Source organism: Polaromonas sp. (assembly GCF_030682935.1).
Classification (GTDB): domain Bacteria; phylum Pseudomonadota; class Gammaproteobacteria; order Burkholderiales; family Burkholderiaceae_C; genus Polaromonas.
Window position 1 is genome coordinate 1 of record NZ_JAUXNA010000225.1, and the last position, 16,041, is coordinate 16,041.

Here is a 16,041-nt window from a genome sequence, read left to right on the forward strand (position 1 = left end):
CGCCGCGGTGATGGCCACCGAGCAGGGGGCGAAGGCGGTGGAGGCGGGCTTGAAGCAGTCCGGCGAAGCGGGCGAATCGATCCGGCTGCTGGCCGAGAGCGTGAGCGAGGCGGCGCAGGCGGCGACGCAGATCGCCGCCTCAAGCCAGCAGCAGATGGTGGGCATGGACCAGGTGGCGCTGGCGATGGAGAACATCAAGCAAGCGAGCATGCAAAACGTCGCGGGCACCCGGCAGGCCGAGACCGCCGCGCACAGCCTGCACGAGCTGGGACAGAAGCTGGGTTCCATGATCGGCAGCAAAGCCTGATCACCAGGGACCAGAGCACCGCAGCGCAAAGCCATGGCCACAAACAACGACGATTTCCTGAAAAAACTCCTCGCGACCTTCCGCATCGAGGCGGACGAGCACATCCAGGCGATGTCCTCGGGACTGGTGGCGCTCGAAAAAATGCCGGCGGGCGAACAGCGGTCGGAAAGCGTCGAGCGAATCTACCGGGAAGCGCACAGCCTCAAGGGTGCGGCCCGCGCGGTGAATCTTTCGGCAATGGAATCGGTGTGCCATGCGCTGGAGAGCGTGTTCGCCGGACTGAAGAACAACCGCGTTGCCGCCACGCTGGCGCTTTTCGATCTGCTGCATCAGACGCTGGAGGCGCTGCGCGGACTCCTTGATTCCGCCGGTCAGGCCAAGGCGGGGCCCCAGAAGCAGGCGGTTGCGGCGCTGGTGCGCCGGCTCGAGGCTGCATTGCAAGGCGCGCCCCCTGGGGTGCAGGACGCGTCTCCCCCGCCTTCCGCCGTGCCGGCCGAACCGGGCGCGAGCGCCGACCCGGCTGCGGGGCTGCAGACTTCCAGCCGTGGCGCCGGGACGATACGGGTGCGTACCGCGAAGCTCGATGCGGTGATGCGGCAGACGGAGGAACTGCTGGCGCCGCGGCTGGCAGCGGGTGAGCGGGGGCGCGAACTGCGGGAGCTCGGGACCACGCTGGTCGTCTGGAAAAAGGAACTCGCCAAAGTTCGGCCCGCGATGCGGGCGGTGGAACGCTCATTCGGGCAGGCGAAAAAAACAAACGGCACCGCCGTGGCGCAGCGGGAACTGACGAAGCTGCTCGAGTATCTGGATGCAGAACCACCGCTAATGAAGCTGCTGGAGGACCGGCTGGCGAAGCTGGAAAGGTCCGCCGCGCACGATCATCGCGCCTTGAGCGCCATGGTGGACGGCCTCCTGCACGACGTGAAGGAGATGCACATGCTGCCGTTCTCGTCGCTGCTCGAAGCCTTCCCCGGCTTGGCGCGCGAGCTCGCGCGCGATCAGGGCAAGCAGGTGGAACTGGTGATTCGCGGGGACGAGATCGAGATCGACCGGCGGATTCTGGAACAGATCAAAGACCCGCTCAACCATCTGTTCCGCAACTGCGTCGATCACGGCGTGGAGCCGCCGGCGGCGCGCGGGCACAAAGGCAAGCCGGCGCACGCGACGCTCACCATCGCCGTCGCGCACAAGGACGGCAACAAAGTCGAAATCCTGGTCGCCGACGACGGGACGGGCATCGACGTGGCGAAGGTCAAGGCTGCGGCGGGCAAGCTTGGGATGATGTCCGCGGAGGAACTGGAGAAATTGAACGAACGCGAGGCGCTGGCGCTCGTGTTCCAGTCCGGTGTCTCCACCAGCCCCATCGTCACCGACCTTTCCGGGCGGGGACTGGGGCTCGCCATCGTGCGCGAGCGGGTCGAGCAGCTGGGCGGCACCATCGCCCTGGAGACGCAGCCAGACCGGGGGACGAGCTTTTGCATCGTGCTGCCGCTGACGCTGGCCACGTTCAGGGGGGTACTGGTTCGCGCCGGCGATCAGATATTCATCATTCCGGCCGTCAGCGTGGAGCGGGTGGCGCTGGTGGCGGCGAAGGATATCCGGACGGTGGAGAACCGCGAAACGATCGCGCTCGACGGGCAGGCGCTGTCGCTGGCCCATTTGGCCGACGTGCTGGAAATTGCGCGCGCGCCGGGAGAGCCCGCGGACCATGCGCAGGTGGTGGTGCTCGGCTTGGGCGCCGGTCGCATCGCATTCCGGGTGGATGCGGTGCTGGCGGAGCAGGAGGTGCTGGTCAAGGGGCTCGGGCGGCAACTCAAGCGCGTGCGCAACCTCGCCGGCGCCAGCGTCCTGGGGACGGGCCAGGTGGTGCCGGTCCTGAATGTGCCCGATCTGATGCAATCGGCCATGCGGTCGGCGGCAAGCCCGCTCGTGAGCGTCGCCGGCGAGCCGCTCGCACCGGCAGCGAAGCGGGCTATCCTGGTCGCCGAGGATTCGATCACCTCGCGGGCGCTGATCAAGAACATCCTGGAATCGGCGGGCTACAGCGTCACCACCGCAGTCGACGGCGTCGACGCCTACACCGCGCTCAAGGCCGGGGCGTTCGATCTGGTCGTGTCGGACGTGGAAATGCCGCGCATGGACGGCTTCGATCTCACGGCCAAGCTGCGCTCGGACAAGCGGCTTGCGCAGCTGCCAGTCGTGCTGGTGACGGCGCTGGAGTCGCGCGAGCACCGCGAGCGCGGCATCGACGCCGGCGCCAATGCCTACATCGTCAAGAGCAGCTTCGACCAGAGCAACCTGCTGGAAATTGTCCGGAGGCTGATATGAGCGCGCACATGCGGATATGCCGATGATCAAAGTCCTGGTGGTGGAAGATTCACCCGTGGTGCGCGAGTTTCTCGTTCACATTCTCGGCGCGGATCCCCGCATTCAAGTCATCGGGACGGCGAATGATGGCGAGCAGGCGATCGAGGCCGTGGCGCGCCAACGGCCCGACGTCATCACGATGGACCTCCATATGCCCAAGCTGGACGGATTGGAGGCCACGCGCCGGATCATGGAAACGCACCCCACGCCCATTGTCATTGTCAGCGGGAGCACGGATCCGCTGGAGGTCGCGACGATGTTTCGCGCCATGGAGGCGGGCGCTGTGGCCGTGCTGCGCCGGCCGGCGGGCATCGGTCATCCGGACCACGAAGCCAGCGCCGGCGAGCTGGTCCAGACCGTGAAGCTGATGTCCGAGGTCAAGGTGATCAAGCGCTGGCCCAGGGCGGGGCGCCAGCCGGAACTGGCGCGTCCGGCGCAAGCACATCGCGCGCAGGTCGAGGCGAAAGTCAAGGTCATCGCCATCGGCGCCTCGACCGGCGGCCCGCCGGTGCTGCAAACCATTCTTGCGGCGCTGCCGCAGGATTTTCCGGTGCCGGTACTGATTGTGCAGCACATGGCGGCCGGTTTCACGCAGGGGTTCGTCCAGTGGCTGGCGCAAACGTCCAGCTTGCCCGTGCATCTCGCCACGCACGATGAGCCTATCCGTGCGGGCCATGTGTATGTGGCCCCCGATGAATTTCAGATGCGGGTGGGGCGGAGCGGAAAAATCGTCCTGACGAAAGACGAACCCGAGAACGGCTTGCGTCCCTCGGTTTCCTATCTGCTGCGTTCGGTGGTCGAAGTCTATGGGCGCGATGCCGTAGCCGGCCTGCTCACCGGCATGGGGCGCGACGGCGCCGAGGAGTTGAAGCTTCTGCGGGACAGGGGCGCGACGACCTTCGCCCAGGACAAGGACAGCTCGGTCGTGCACGGCATGCCGGGGGCTGCGATCAAGCTCGATGCGGCGACGCTCATACTGCAGCCGGAAAAAATTGCCACTGTATTGACAAGTTTGGCGAACAACAAAAAGTAAGAAGGAGCGGTCCATGAAAACCAAGCAGACAACCAACGGCAAGGTGGAGATTCTCATTGCCGAGGACAGTCCGACCCAGGCGGCGCAATTGGCACACCTGCTCGAACAGCGCGGCTACTTGGTGACGGTTGCCGCCAACGGCCGCGAGGCGCTCGCCTTGCTTGAGCGGCGCAAGCCCAGCCTGGAGATCAGCGACATCGTGATGCCGGAACTCGACGGCTACGGCTTGTGCAAGGCGATCAAGGCCGACAAGAAGCTGAAGGACATCCCGGTCATGCTGGTGACCACGCTCTCGGATGCGCAGGACGTGATCCGCGGGCTGGAGTGCGGCGCGGACAATTTCCTGCGCAAGCCGTACGACGAGCGCTACCTGCTGGCGCGCATTGATTACCTGCTGATGAACCTCGAGCTGCGCAAGAACCAGAACATGCAGATGGGCGTGGAGATCAGCCTGGGAGGTCAGAGACATTTCATCAGTTCCGAGCGGCAGCAGATACTGGACCTGCTGATCTCGACCTACGAACAGGCGGTCGAGATCAGCAGCGAGCTCAAGCAGCGGGAAAAGGAGCTGACGCATTCCAACGAAGTGCTCAATGGCCTGTACCGCATCGCGGAAGGCCTCAATCAGGCGGGCGGTGAACGGGCGGTGGTGGAAATGGCTCTGGAGCGGGCGCTGGAGCTGCCCGGCATCCAGGCCGGCTGGATTTCCCTGCGGGAAGGCGAGTCCGGCTTCCGGCTGGCCGCCGCGCGCAACCTGCCGCCGGCACTCGATGCGCCCGGCGCCATGGACGGCGACTGCGCCTGCCGCCGCCGCCTCATCTCAGGCGAGCTCGACCATGTCACCAACATCCTGGAATGCGAACGCCTCGGGAAGGCAACAGACGACACGCGCGGACTGCGCTACCACGCCAGCGTTCCCTTGTGGCTCGGCGACCGGACACTGGGCGTGATGAATCTTGTCGGGCCGGAAAAAGGACTGTTCGATGAGGATCAACTGAAAGTCCTGTACAGCGTGGGTCACCAGGTGGCGGTGGCGCTGGAGCGGGCGCATCTGCACGAGAATCTGGAGCGCCTGGTGGAGGAGCGGACCGCGGCGCTGCGCGCAAGCGAGGCGCGTTTGCGCACCATCATCGAGGCGGAACCGGAGTGCGTGAAGATCGTGGATACGGAGGGGCGGCTCGTGCAGATGAATGTCGCAGGGCTCGCCATGATCGAGGCGGACAGCCTTGAGCAGGTTCTGGGCGTCAAGATCGTCGAGCTTGTGGTTCCGTCACAGCGTGAAGCTTATCGCGCCTTCGAAGCAAGCGTGCTGGACGGAAGGAGCGCGGTCTTCGAATTTGAGATGGTCGGTTTGAAAGGGGCGCACCGCTGGCTGGACACCCACGCCGTGCCGCTTCCCGAGCCACGGGATGGCCGCCGACAAATGCTGGCGATCACCCGCGATGTCACCGAACGCAAGCAGGCGCAGGAAGAAATTTTGCACCTCAATGCGGAACTTGAAGGGCGTGTGCGGCAACGCACGGCGCAGCTGCAGGCGGCCAACCAGGAGTTGGAGGCTTTTTCGTATTCAGTGTCACACGACCTGCGCACGCCGTTAAGCACCATTGACGGATTCAGCCAGCTGCTGGCGAAAGTCGATGGAAATAATGTCAGCGAAAAGGGCGCGCACTACCTGAATAGAATCCGTGCTGGGGCCAAGCAGATGGGCGAGCTGATTGAGGGCTTGCTGTCTCTGGCTCAACTATCCCGCGAACAGATCAAGTTGGAGAATGTCGATTTTTCGGCAATCTCCAAACAGGTAGAACAGGCGTGCAGGGAGCGGGAACCAGAACGCCAGGTGCAGGTGCACATTCAGGAGGGTCTGAACGCGCACGGCGATCCCCGCTTGCTGTCGGCGGTCCTTCATAACTTGCTGGGCAACGCGTGGAAATTCACTGCCGGGCAGGTGCCAGCACGGATTGATGTCGGCAGCGAGTTGGGGGCCGATGGCGACACCATCTTTTTCGTCAAAGACAATGGTGCCGGGTTTGACATGGCTTTCTCTGGCAAACTTTTTGGCACCTTCCAACGCCTTCATTCGCATGAGGATTTCTCTGGAACTGGCGTCGGGCTGGCTACCGTCAAGCGCATCATTGAACGTCACGGGGGCCGCGTCTGGGCTGAAAGCAAATTGAACGAAGGTGCCACGTTCTATTTCACTTTAGGACGGTCGAATTGGTAACGCAGAGACCTAAGCCTTTGACAGGGACTTCCCGCCAGCCGTAAGAAACTGATCGATAGCCGGAAGCATTAGCGGGATCAGGCGGCGGCTATTTAAGCCGGATCTTTTCAGCCGCCCGCCGAAATACCCGCAAAATACGCCTATGAATCCCGCAACGTCTACTCAAGCCGCCTTGCCCCGCTTCTGGGCCGACCTGAAAAGCCCAGACTTCGCCCGCCTTGACCTGGCACGCAGCATCGCGGTGCTGCCGGTGGCCGCGATTGAGCAGCACGGCCCGCACCTGCCGCTCAATGTCGACACCACGCTGGTCGAGGGCGTCATCGCAGCCGCGCTGCCGCATTTGCCTGCAGACTTTCCGGCGCTGTTTTTGCCCACGCAGGCGGTCGGCTTCAGCCCCGAGCACACGCGCTTTGCGGGCACGCTCACGCTGAAAGCCGAAACCATCATCCGGATCTGGACCGAGATGGCCGAGTCGGTGGCGGCCAGCGGCGTTAAAAAACTCGTGCTGCTCAATTCGCACGGCGGCCAGGTGGGGCTGCTCGATGTGGTGGCGCGTGACTTGCGGGCGCGACTGGGCATGCTGGTGTACAGCGTGAACTGGTTCAACCTGCCGCTGGTGGGTGAAAACGGCGAGCCGGTCTCTAGCCTGTTCAGTGCGCATGAACACCGCTTCGGCATTCATGCCGGCGAGATCGAAACTTCGATGATGTTGGCGCTCAGGCCCGAGCAGGTCGATATGGCGAAGGCGCAGGATTTTCACTCGACCTCGCAGGACAGGGCGGAGAAATTCCGCCTCCTGGGCGACGGCCGCAGTGCCAAGCTGGCCTGGCAAATGCAGGACTACAACGCGCAGGGCGCGGTCGGCAACGCGGCGGCGGCCACGGCGGGAAAAGGCCATGCGCTACTGGGCGCCGCAGGCCGCAGCCTGGCCCGGGTGCTGGCCGAGATCGACCAGTTGCCGGCCGACACCTTGCGCAACACCACGGCGTTTTAAGGCCTTCAAAAACCAACCCCCCAAGCGGCGGGTAAGCCGCTTGGGGGTTTGTACTGCGCGTCTGGCGGGTAAACCCGGCGGCGGTGTCAGACAAGTATCGGTCACGGTGCGCCGAATAGTCTTCTTGTTTTTTCGCGTTACTTGGAAAATTCAGCTGAATATTCTGTTGTTTGATAAAAAACAGATAAATTACCCGAATGGATGTATTTGACCGGAAAATTCTTCAAGTCCTGCAGGCCGACTCGCGCACCAGCCTGCACGACATCGGCCAGGCGGTGGGCCTGAGCCCTTCGCCGTGCTGGGGCCGGATCAAGAAAATGGAAGAAGCCGGCGTGATCGAGGGCTACACCGTGCGGCTCAATGCGCAGGCGCTGGGCCTGCGCGACACCGTGATGGTGCAGGTCACGCTCGACAGCCACTCCGACAACACGCTGGAGAAATTTGGCGAAACGCTGGCGGCCATTCCCGAGGTGATCGAGGCCTGGCTGGTGTCGGGCGAATACGACTACCTGCTGCGCATTGCCGTGCATGACACCAAGGATTACGAGCGCCTGTTGCGCGAGCGGCTTTACAAGATCAAAGGCATACGCCACAGCAAGTCCAGCTTTGTGCTGCGCACGCTTAAAAAGGCCGACTTGCCGCTGTTGCCGGACTGAGTTTTTTGCCATGGCCAAACCCTGACAAGTCGCTGCGGGGCTGACTGACAGGCACGCTGCGGCCAAAAGCGCATAGTTACCTTGAGGTTCTGTGTGGCTGCGGGACCGCCACGCACCAAACATTCTGGAGGCTTGTCATGCAATCACGGATTTCTATTCTCAAAGGGGGGCGTGCTCGCACCCTTGGCCTGGGTCTGCTGGGCGCGCTGACCGCCTGCGGCGACATGGCCCTGCTGCCGCCCGAGGCCGGCATGGGCGCCAACCCGACGCTGCCCCCACCCCAAAACCGGCTGATTCCCACGGTCAACATCGCGCCGGCCAAGGGCTGGCCCGAAGGCGTGAAACCGGTGCCCCGGGCCGGGCTCATGGTCACCGCGCTGGCCTCTGGCCTGGACCATCCGCGCTGGGTGTATGTGCTGCCTAACGGCGACGTGCTGGTCGCCGAAAGCAACGCGCCCGCCAAGCCCGAAGACGGCAAGGGCATCAAGGGCATGGTCATGAAATGGGTGATGGACCGGGCCGGCGCCGGCGTGCCCTCGGCCAACCGCATCACCTTGCTGCGCGACGCTGATGGCGACGGCCAGGCCGAAACCCGTACCGTTTTTTTGCAAAACCTGAATTCGCCCTTCGGCATGGCGCTGGTGGGCCAGGACTTGTACGTGGCCAATACCGATGCGGTCGTCCGTTTCCCGTATGAAACAGGGCAAACCAGCATTGCTGCGCCGCCCTTCAAGGTGGTGGACCTGCCGGCCGGCCCGATCAACCACCACTGGACCAAAAACCTGATCGCCAGCCCCGACGGCGGCACGCTGTATGTGACGGTGGGGTCCAACAGCAATGTAGGTGAACGCGGCCTGGAGGCCGAAGCCGGCCGGGCGGCCATCTGGGCGGTCGATCCCAAAACCGGCGGCCACCGCGTGTTTGCCTCCGGCCTGCGCAACCCCAACGGCATGGGCTGGGCGCCCGGCAGCGGGGCGCTGTGGACGGTCGTCAACGAACGCGACGAGATCGGCAGCGACCTGGTACCCGACTACCTGACCTCTGTGAAAGACGGTGCTTTTTACGGCTGGCCCTACAGCTATTACGGCCAGAACGTGGACCTGCGCGTCAAACCGCCGCGGCCCGATCTGGTGGCCAGCGCCGTCTCACCCGACTATGCGCTCGGTTCGCATGTTGCGCCCTTGGGGCTGGCCTTTTCCGAAGGCCAGGCGCTGCTGCCCGCGCTGGCCAGTGGCGCGTTTGTGGGTGAGCATGGTTCCTGGAACCGCGTGCCGCACAGTGGCTACAAGGTGGTGTTCGTGCCGTTCGTCAAGGGCCAGCCGGCCGGCCTTCCGGTCGATGTACTGACCGGATTTTTAAGCGCCGAGGGCCATGCCTATGGCCGGCCGGTGGGTGTGGCCATGGACCAGCGCGGCGCGCTGCTGGTGGCCGACGATGTCGGCAATGCGGTCTGGCGCGTGAGCCGCGCGCCCGCGCAGTAGGTGCGACCCGGAGCGCCGCGCGCCCAGACTTCGTAATTTATTGACGAAAAATGCCTTTAGCCCATATATAGTGGGCATGAATAGCTATTAAATTAATAGTGGTTCAGGCGGCGGGCAGCACCAGGTCGGCGCTGCCCGGGCAGACCCCGCGCGGGTACTCGCGGGAGGTGTCGATGCAGCCGCCCGACTGGTAAACCCCCCGGGGCTCGCGCAGGCGCAGCATCAGCTCCAGAATCTGCGCCACCTGGGCCGGATCGGCCATCGACGCCTTGACGCGTTCTTCCACGATGCCTTCGTCGATCCGCAGCTCGCCGGCCGCATCCCGGTAGGTCGCGTGGCGCCAGTGGAACAGTTCCAGGCATTTGGCGGTCAGCGTGTAGGGCTGCTCCCGCTTCCAGAAATTGGTGAACAGGCCGCCGCCCAGATAAAACACCCAGGAGCCTTCGTAGCCCGAAACGTCGGACGAATGCGCGTCGGGGTTGCGAAACCACAGGCGGTCACCCGGCACGTAATAGCGGGGCGGCAGCGGGGCCTGCATGGAGCCGTATTCGCGCAGGAACACGTCGTGGAACTGGCCCGAGGCGATGGCGCGGCGCTCCCACTGTTGCTGCAGCCCGTCCAGCAGGGCCGGGTTGCAGAATTCAAGCTCCTGCGCAATGGCCAGCAAAATCACATACTCGGTGGCGCGGTAGCAGGAAAACGAATACCGCTTGCCCGACGTGTCGGGTTGGGTGGCTTTTTGCAGGGAAGCAATCAGGGCGTGGCCCGGCCGCACGGTAAACCCGCTGTCTTCGTCATAGCGCCAGCAGTCTTCGGGCCGGTCGACCTCGGTGGTGTGAAAAGCCAGCGCTGTCTGGCGCGCGGCGACCACCAGGTTGCGGCGTATGCGCACGGCGGACGCCAGTTCGGCATGGCCGGCAAACTCAAACCCCACCGGGCTGAGCAGCATGGCCAGCAGGATTTCGCGGTCCAGCGCATTGGCGTTGGCGTGGGGTTGGTCGGGCTGCGGCCGACTTGGACTTGTCAACCCCGCCGTGTCCAGACCCGGGGCCCACTTTTCAGCCAGTTCGGCACGCAGGTGAAAGCTTATTTCGACGCCGTCCTGCAGCGAAGGCGGGCCGTCTGCGGTGTCAACGTCGTGCTGCAGGCCGAGTTGCGCCAGTTGCGTCAGAAAGCTGCGGCTGGCCGCCGCCAGCGCATCGGTGGACGGGGTGCGCAGGCGAATGCCGCCAGTGCGGTGGCTTGAGGTGTGAACGGCAGTCATTGCCGAAGAGTATCTTTGCTTGCAGCGGATCGGGCAAGACAGGGAAACTACGGGTGCGGGTTCAGGCGTAGGTCACCCAGCTGGCGTATTCGGGCGCATCGAGGTGCGGCAGCGTGTTGTAGGTCACCAGCCGGTGGCGCTTGGGGCTGAAGGCAAATTCGGTGACCGAGCTGTTGCGGATGCGCATGTTCAGCTCAATCGTCGCCTCGGGGCTGCTGCCCATCACCTGGCCCACGGCCGTGGCGATCGGTCCACCGCTCGATACCAGCAGCACATTGCCGTCATAACTGCTGCGGATGTGCTCCAGCGCACCGGCAACGCCGGCTGCAAACTCGGTGTAGCGGGGCATGCCCCGGGGGCTGACCACGCCGGCCATCCACTGTGCCAGGCCGTCTTTGAGCAGCCTGAAGTGGTGCCTGTAGAGCTCCGGGGTATCTGGTTTTTTGAGCGGGTAGGGGTGGATGGCGCTGATCACGGCTTCGCTGTCGTATTCGTTAAGCCCAGGCCACAGGAGATGTGCCCCCACGCTTGCCACTTCGTGTGCTTCGCTGCCCCCCGAGGGGGCTGAACTTGCTTGGGGCGGCCCGGCGCTGCGTTCGGGTTCCCCTGCGCTCTTTGCAGTTTCTGCGGTGCTGGCTCCGGCCAGGCGTTCGCTGTCAAACGCCACGCCCATGCCCTGGCAGATGCCCGCCAGGGTCTGGCGCTGCCGCGTCAGGGTGCCGGTCAGCGCGGCCTCAAACGTCAGGCCCTTGTATTTGAAGTATTCCCCCAGGCGCACGGCCTGCTGCTGCCCCAGCGGGCTGAGCAAGTCGTAGTCATCAGCGCCAAACGAAGCCTGGCCGTGGCGTACCAAATAAAGTGTTCCCATGCGTAAATTGTGGCGACAGTCTGGCCGGTTTCCAGTCGCACCGGGGACGGTTAATTTGCCGCCAGTACCTTTGCCAGGGTGGCACTGTCCACATTGCCGCCGCACAGCGTGGTGCCCACCACCTGCCCGGTGAGTTGGGCACGCTCTTTCATGGCGGCCGCAAAGCTCGCCGCGCCCGCGCCTTCGGCCACGTTGTGCGTGTCGGCATACAGGTCGCGCATGGCCTGGGCAACCTCGTCGTCGGTGACCTGCACGATGCGATCCAGGTGCGGCAGCAAGATGGCCAGCGCAGCCGGGTCGGCAATGCGGCAGGCCATGCCGTCGGCCAACTGCGTAGTCACTGGTGCTTCCACCACCTGCCCGGCGGCTAGCGAATCGGCGTAGGTGGTGGCATGGGCGCTCACAACGCCCACAATCCGCAGCGTGCGCTTCAAGGCCAGCTTGGCGGCAATGGCGGCGCAGGCGCCCGAGCCCTGGCCAATCGGCACATACACCACGTCAAGCTGCGGCACCGCCAGCATGAACTCCCACCAGTACGTTGCCACGCCGCGCAGCAGGTCAGCGTGAAAGCTCGGCACCATGTGCGCACCGCGCTGGACGGCCAGTTGCGCGGCGAATTCGCGGCTTTCCTGAAAATCTTCGCCGTGTTCAATCAGCGTCACGCCCAGCGCGCGCATGGCGGCATTTTTTTCCAGCGCGTTGCCGTGCGGAACCACGATGGTGCAGGGAACAGCGTGCGCGCGCGCCGCCCAGCCGATGCTCTGGCCGTGGTTGCCGCGCGTGGCGCTGATGACCTCTGGCGGCAGCGAGCCGCTTTTCTTCAGGGCATCAAAATAGGTCAGTCCGCCGCGAATCTTGAACGCGCCGACCGGAGTGTGGTTCTCGTGCTTGATCCAGCAATCAGTGCCCAGCCGCTGGCTGGACAGGCCCCAGCGGTATTGCGGCGTGGCCTGGAATTCGCGGTAGACCACGCGGGCTGCGTCTTCAATGGCGGGCAGGTTCGGCAAGCTGGCGTGCATTTAGATTCCTCTGGATTCCAGCGTGACCAGGCCGCGCGGTGTTTGCAGTGTGGCAACAAGATTGGGTGGGCCTGGCGTGACCTCAATACCCGTCAGCCCCAGGGCTTCGTAGCAGGCGCGCAGCGCGTCGGGCCGGGGGTGATGCGCCTGCAGCGACTGCAGCGTGATGCCCGAGGGCGCCATGCTGTCGGCCGGATGGACCTCGCCCCACTGGATCAGCGTGGGCAGCGCACCAAAGAACAGCCGCTGGCCGTCTTCCCGCACCGTGATTTGCCAGTCCAGCAGGCCCTGCGCGGTCATGCGCGAGGCCTGCAGCACCTCGCCCCGGTCCAGTCCCAGCCGGGCCAGGGCGCGCACGCCGGCCTGCGCCCGCGCGGTGCGGGCGACAAAATGCACCAGCTGCGGTCCGCGCTGCTGCAGTCTGAGGTGCATGTCCGGGTCGTCCAGGTCAAACCAGCGCTTGGTGCCCACGGGGCGAGCGCAAGGGGCTCCTGAATGAATGGCAATTATTTCGAGGTAAGCCTGCGCAAAGGTGGGGGTTGCGACCGTGATGAGACGGTTGTGCGTGCCCATCAGTGCATGCTCGCCGCCCGGCCCGGGCGTGACGCCCAGCACGCGCTCGCACCACTGCACGCCCTCGGCCAAGCTGGCCGCAGCCACCACCATGTGGTCGACCTGGGCGGTCAGCGGTGCAGGGGCGGTTTGCAGGGTGCTCACGGTTCACAGCCTGACTTGGCCGTCGATGCAGGTCACCGACTGGCCGCCGACCCAGACCTGGCCCGACCCGTCGCGTTCAAGGTAGACCTGCCCGGCGCGGCCCAGGCACACGCCCTGCGAAGCCAGATAATGCGCGGGCGCGTGGCCTTCGGCGATCAGCCACTGGGCCAGGCTGGCATTGAGGCTGCCCGTCACCGGGTCTTCGTTAACGCCGATGGGTGCGGCGAAAGCGCGCACTTCCAGATCGGGCGCTGCGTCCATGGGGTCTTTCACGCCGGAGTCAAATGCGCGTGCCTCGCGGTTGGCGCGTGCTATCAGCGGCGACGATTCTTCTGGCGGATAAACCGCCGCGACGCCGACTTTGGCCTTAAGCCTTGCCAGCGCCGCGTGGTCGGGTGTCAGCTGCAGCACGGTCTCCGGGCTGTCCAACAGCAGCCCCAGCCAGACCGGGCCGTTGTCCAGCCGCTGCGCGGCCAGCACCTGCGGCGGCTGCAGGCCCAGGGCGGCCGTGACCTCGGCCAGCCAGGCCGCGTCGGGCGCCGAGCGCGTGAGCGGCGGGGCGGCAAACGCCAGGCGTTCGGTGCCCGGCTCGCGGCGAATCTTCACCAGGCCCACCTGGCATTCCTGCACGATGAAGTCCGGGGCGCGCGGCTGGCCGCCGGCCTGCAGCCAGCTGTGGCAACTGCCCAGCGTCGGGTGGCCGGCAAACGGCAGCTCGCCGCCGGGCGTGAAGATGCGCACCCGGTAGTCGGCCAACGCATCGGTGGGCGGCAGCAAAAAGCAGGTTTCCGACAGGTTGGTCCAGCGGGCAAAGCGCTGCATCGCCGCGTCGTCCAGCCCGCTGCCGTCCAGCACCACGGCCAGCGGGTTGCCCCAGTAAGGCGTGGCGGTGAACACATCAACCTGTTTAAACGGGCGCGGCTTCATGGGCGGTATTTTCATGGTTGGATGCGGCCTTGTTCGTATCGCGAATGGCAGCGGCCAGCGCGGCAATGCCGGTGTTGATCTGCGCCACGCTGGAGGTCACGAACGACAGCCGCAGCGTGCGGGCGTCGGGCTGGTCGGCATAAAACGCCCAGCCGGGTACAAAGGCCACGTTGCGCTCTACCGCCCGGGGAAGCAGTTCACTGGCGTTCATGCCTTCAGGTAAACGCGCCCACAAAAACATGCCGCCGGCCGGCGTGTTCCATTCGACGCCCTCGGGCATTTCGCGTGTCATGGCGGCCAGCATGGCGTCGCGCTGCGACTTGTACAGCGCGCGTATCGTGGGCACATGGCGGTCCAGGAAGCCGTCCTTCATCACCTCGGCCACCAGGCGCTGGTTAAAGCCGGGGCTGTGCAGGTCGGCGGCTTGCTTGGCTTGCAGCAGCTTCGGGAAAATCGACAGCGGCGCCACCATGAAGCCCAGCCGCAGCCCGGGCGCCAGCACCTTGGAAAACGAGCCCAGGTAGATGCAGCCCTCGGGGTTGCGCGCGGTCAGGGGCAGCGGCGGCGGCGTGTCAAACCACAAATCGCCATAGGGGTTGTCTTCAACCAGCGGCAGGCCCAGGCGCGCAGCCTCGGCGCTCAGTGCGGCGCGCCGTGCTTCGGTCATGGTGCGGCCGGTCGGGTTCTGGAAGTTGGGCAGCACGTAAAAGAAACGCGCGCCTGCGGCCTTGGCCGCCAGGTCGGCCAGGTCCACGCCGTCGCCATCGCTGGCGACGCTCACGATGTCGGGCTCCATCGGCGTGAATGCTTGCAGCGCACCCAGGTAGGTCGGCGTTTCGACCAGCACGCGGCTGCCCTCGTCAATCAGCACCTTGGCAATCAGGTCCAGCCCCTGCTGGGAGCCGGTGGTGATCAGCACCTGCGCCGGGTCCACCGCCCAGGGCAGCATGGCCGCCACCAGTTCGCGCAGCGTGGCAAAGCCTTCACTGGCCGCGTACTGCAGCGCGGCGTGGGCGTCGCCCTGCAGCACGGTTTCGCAAGCCGCCGCAAAGGCGCTGACCGGAAAGGTCTGGGGCGAGGGCAGGCCGCCGGCAAAGCTGATGATGCCGGGCTTTTCGGTGACCTTCAGGATCTCGCGGATCACCGAAGGGTTCATTTTCTGGGCGCGTCGCGCCTGGGTCCATTTCATTTCAATCTCCTGATGGCGGGGTGGTCAACGACTCCCCAATACTGAATCATCTCAAACTTTTGACGGTAACCTTGTGTGCGGAAACAGCATTCACCGGCATTTTCTTCCCGATGAACACTGTGGCAATCACGGCCAGCCCAAAGCCGACCGTCACCGCGTCCAGGCGCTCGCCCAGCAGCGGAACCGCAAACAGCATCGACAAAAACGGCTGCACCAGTTGCACCTGGCTGACGCGCACCGTGCCGCCCAGCGCCAGGCCGCGATACCAGGCAAAAAAGCCCAGCCACATCGAAAACACCGCCAGGTAGGCAAAGCCCCACCAGGCCGTGGCCTTGAGCGGCGCGGCAGGCCAGGTGGCCAGCGCCAGCGGCAAGGTCAGCGGCAGCGCCATCACCAGCGCCCAGCAGATCACATGCTCGGCGCGCATATGCTGCGACAGCCGCGCGCCGTAGCCGTAACCCACGGCGGCGCACAGCATGGCGGCCAGCAGCAGCAGGTCGGCCAGATTGATCGACCAGCCGCCGCCCGGTGCACCCGAGCGCAGCACGGCAAACGCCACCACCAGCGCGCTGCCCAGGCCCGCGCAAAGCCAGAAGCCGGCGGACGGCCGCTGGCGGTGCAGCAGCGCGCCGACGGCCGCCGTGGCCAGCGGCAAGATGCCGACGATCACGCTCGCATGCACCGCTTCGACATGGCGCATGGCGATTGACGTGAACAGCGGAAAGCCCAGCACCACGCCCGCTGCGGTCATGGCCAGCGGCAGCACCTCCTGGCGCCGCGGCCACGGTGCGCGGGTGGCGAGCAAAAACACCACCGACAGCGCGGCTGCCACCAGCGCCCGGCCCATCGCAATGAAGACGCCCGACATTTGCGGCGCATCGGGCGTGCCCACGGCCAGCCGCGTCATCGGCAGCGTGACCGAGAAAATCACGATGCCCAGCAGCCCCAGCCACAGACCTTTGTTGATGTTGGCTGGCGTGTGCTTCATATAAGAAGCA

Annotated in this window: 13 protein-coding genes and 1 pseudogene; 7 read left to right on the plus strand and 7 right to left on the minus strand. The window is 65.2% G+C overall.

Annotation, left to right across the window (positions count from 1 at the left end):
* The 7 genes and pseudogenes from Q8K05_RS10135 to Q8K05_RS10165 all read left to right on the plus strand — a co-directional run.
* Positions 1-307, plus strand: a pseudogene (locus Q8K05_RS10135) (chemotaxis protein); the annotation flags it as partial.
* Between the two features lie 33 nt (positions 308-340).
* Positions 341-2,635, plus strand: a complete 2,295-nt coding sequence (locus Q8K05_RS10140; RefSeq protein WP_305246498.1) for a hybrid sensor histidine kinase/response regulator — start codon at positions 341-343, stop codon at positions 2,633-2,635.
* A 22-nt stretch (positions 2,636-2,657) separates the two neighbouring features.
* Positions 2,658-3,707, plus strand: a complete 1,050-nt coding sequence (gene cheB / locus Q8K05_RS10145) for a chemotaxis-specific protein-glutamate methyltransferase CheB (RefSeq protein WP_305246499.1) — start codon at positions 2,658-2,660, stop codon at positions 3,705-3,707.
* Between the two features lie 13 nt (positions 3,708-3,720).
* On the plus strand, positions 3,721-5,928 hold the full coding sequence (locus tag Q8K05_RS10150) for a response regulator (RefSeq protein ID WP_305246500.1): 2,208 nt from the start codon (positions 3,721-3,723) through the stop codon (positions 5,926-5,928).
* A 142-nt stretch (positions 5,929-6,070) separates the two neighbouring features.
* Positions 6,071-6,922, plus strand: coding sequence for a creatininase family protein (locus Q8K05_RS10155; protein WP_305246501.1), 852 nt, complete (start codon positions 6,071-6,073; stop codon positions 6,920-6,922).
* Between the two features lie 197 nt (positions 6,923-7,119).
* Positions 7,120-7,578, plus strand: a complete 459-nt coding sequence (locus Q8K05_RS10160) for an Lrp/AsnC family transcriptional regulator (RefSeq protein WP_305246502.1) — start codon at positions 7,120-7,122, stop codon at positions 7,576-7,578.
* 137 nt (positions 7,579-7,715) lie between these two features.
* Positions 7,716-9,059: a sorbosone dehydrogenase family protein gene (locus Q8K05_RS10165; RefSeq protein WP_305246503.1), complete on the plus strand. Its 1,344-nt coding sequence runs from the start codon at positions 7,716-7,718 to the stop codon at positions 9,057-9,059.
* Between the two features lie 103 nt (positions 9,060-9,162).
* Here the strand turns inward: Q8K05_RS10165 and Q8K05_RS10170 are convergent, their stop codons facing one another.
* From Q8K05_RS10170 to Q8K05_RS10200, 7 genes are all read right to left on the minus strand, one after another.
* The gene (locus Q8K05_RS10170; RefSeq protein ID WP_305246504.1) at positions 9,163-10,323 is read right to left on the minus strand and encodes a hypothetical protein; all 1,161 of its coding nucleotides are present in this window, start codon (positions 10,321-10,323) and stop codon (positions 9,163-9,165) included.
* Positions 10,324-10,384: 61 nt separating this feature from the next.
* Positions 10,385-11,191, minus strand: a complete 807-nt coding sequence (locus Q8K05_RS10175; RefSeq protein WP_305246505.1) for a histidine phosphatase family protein — start codon at positions 11,189-11,191, stop codon at positions 10,385-10,387.
* Positions 11,192-11,241: 50 nt separating this feature from the next.
* Positions 11,242-12,210 carry a threonine dehydratase gene (locus Q8K05_RS10180; protein ID WP_305246506.1) on the minus strand — a complete coding sequence of 323 codons (969 nt, stop codon included), beginning with the start codon at positions 12,208-12,210 and terminating at the stop codon, positions 11,242-11,244.
* Positions 12,211-12,897, minus strand: coding sequence for a VOC family protein (locus Q8K05_RS10185; RefSeq protein WP_305246520.1), 687 nt, complete (start codon positions 12,895-12,897; stop codon positions 12,211-12,213).
* 33 nt (positions 12,898-12,930) lie between these two features.
* Entirely contained in the window at positions 12,931-13,854 is a 924-nt protein-coding gene (locus Q8K05_RS10190) for a PhzF family phenazine biosynthesis protein (protein ID WP_305246521.1), read from the minus strand.
* Positions 13,835-15,043 carry a PLP-dependent aminotransferase family protein gene (locus tag Q8K05_RS10195; protein ID WP_305246507.1) on the minus strand — a complete coding sequence of 403 codons (1,209 nt, stop codon included), beginning with the start codon at positions 15,041-15,043 and terminating at the stop codon, positions 13,835-13,837. The genes Q8K05_RS10190 and Q8K05_RS10195 overlap by 20 nt, the downstream gene beginning before the upstream one ends.
* A gap of 46 nt (positions 15,044-15,089) precedes the next feature.
* On the minus strand, positions 15,090-16,031 hold the full coding sequence (locus Q8K05_RS10200) for a DMT family transporter (RefSeq protein WP_305246508.1): 942 nt from the start codon (positions 16,029-16,031) through the stop codon (positions 15,090-15,092).
* Between the last annotated feature and the right edge of the window lie 10 nt (positions 16,032-16,041).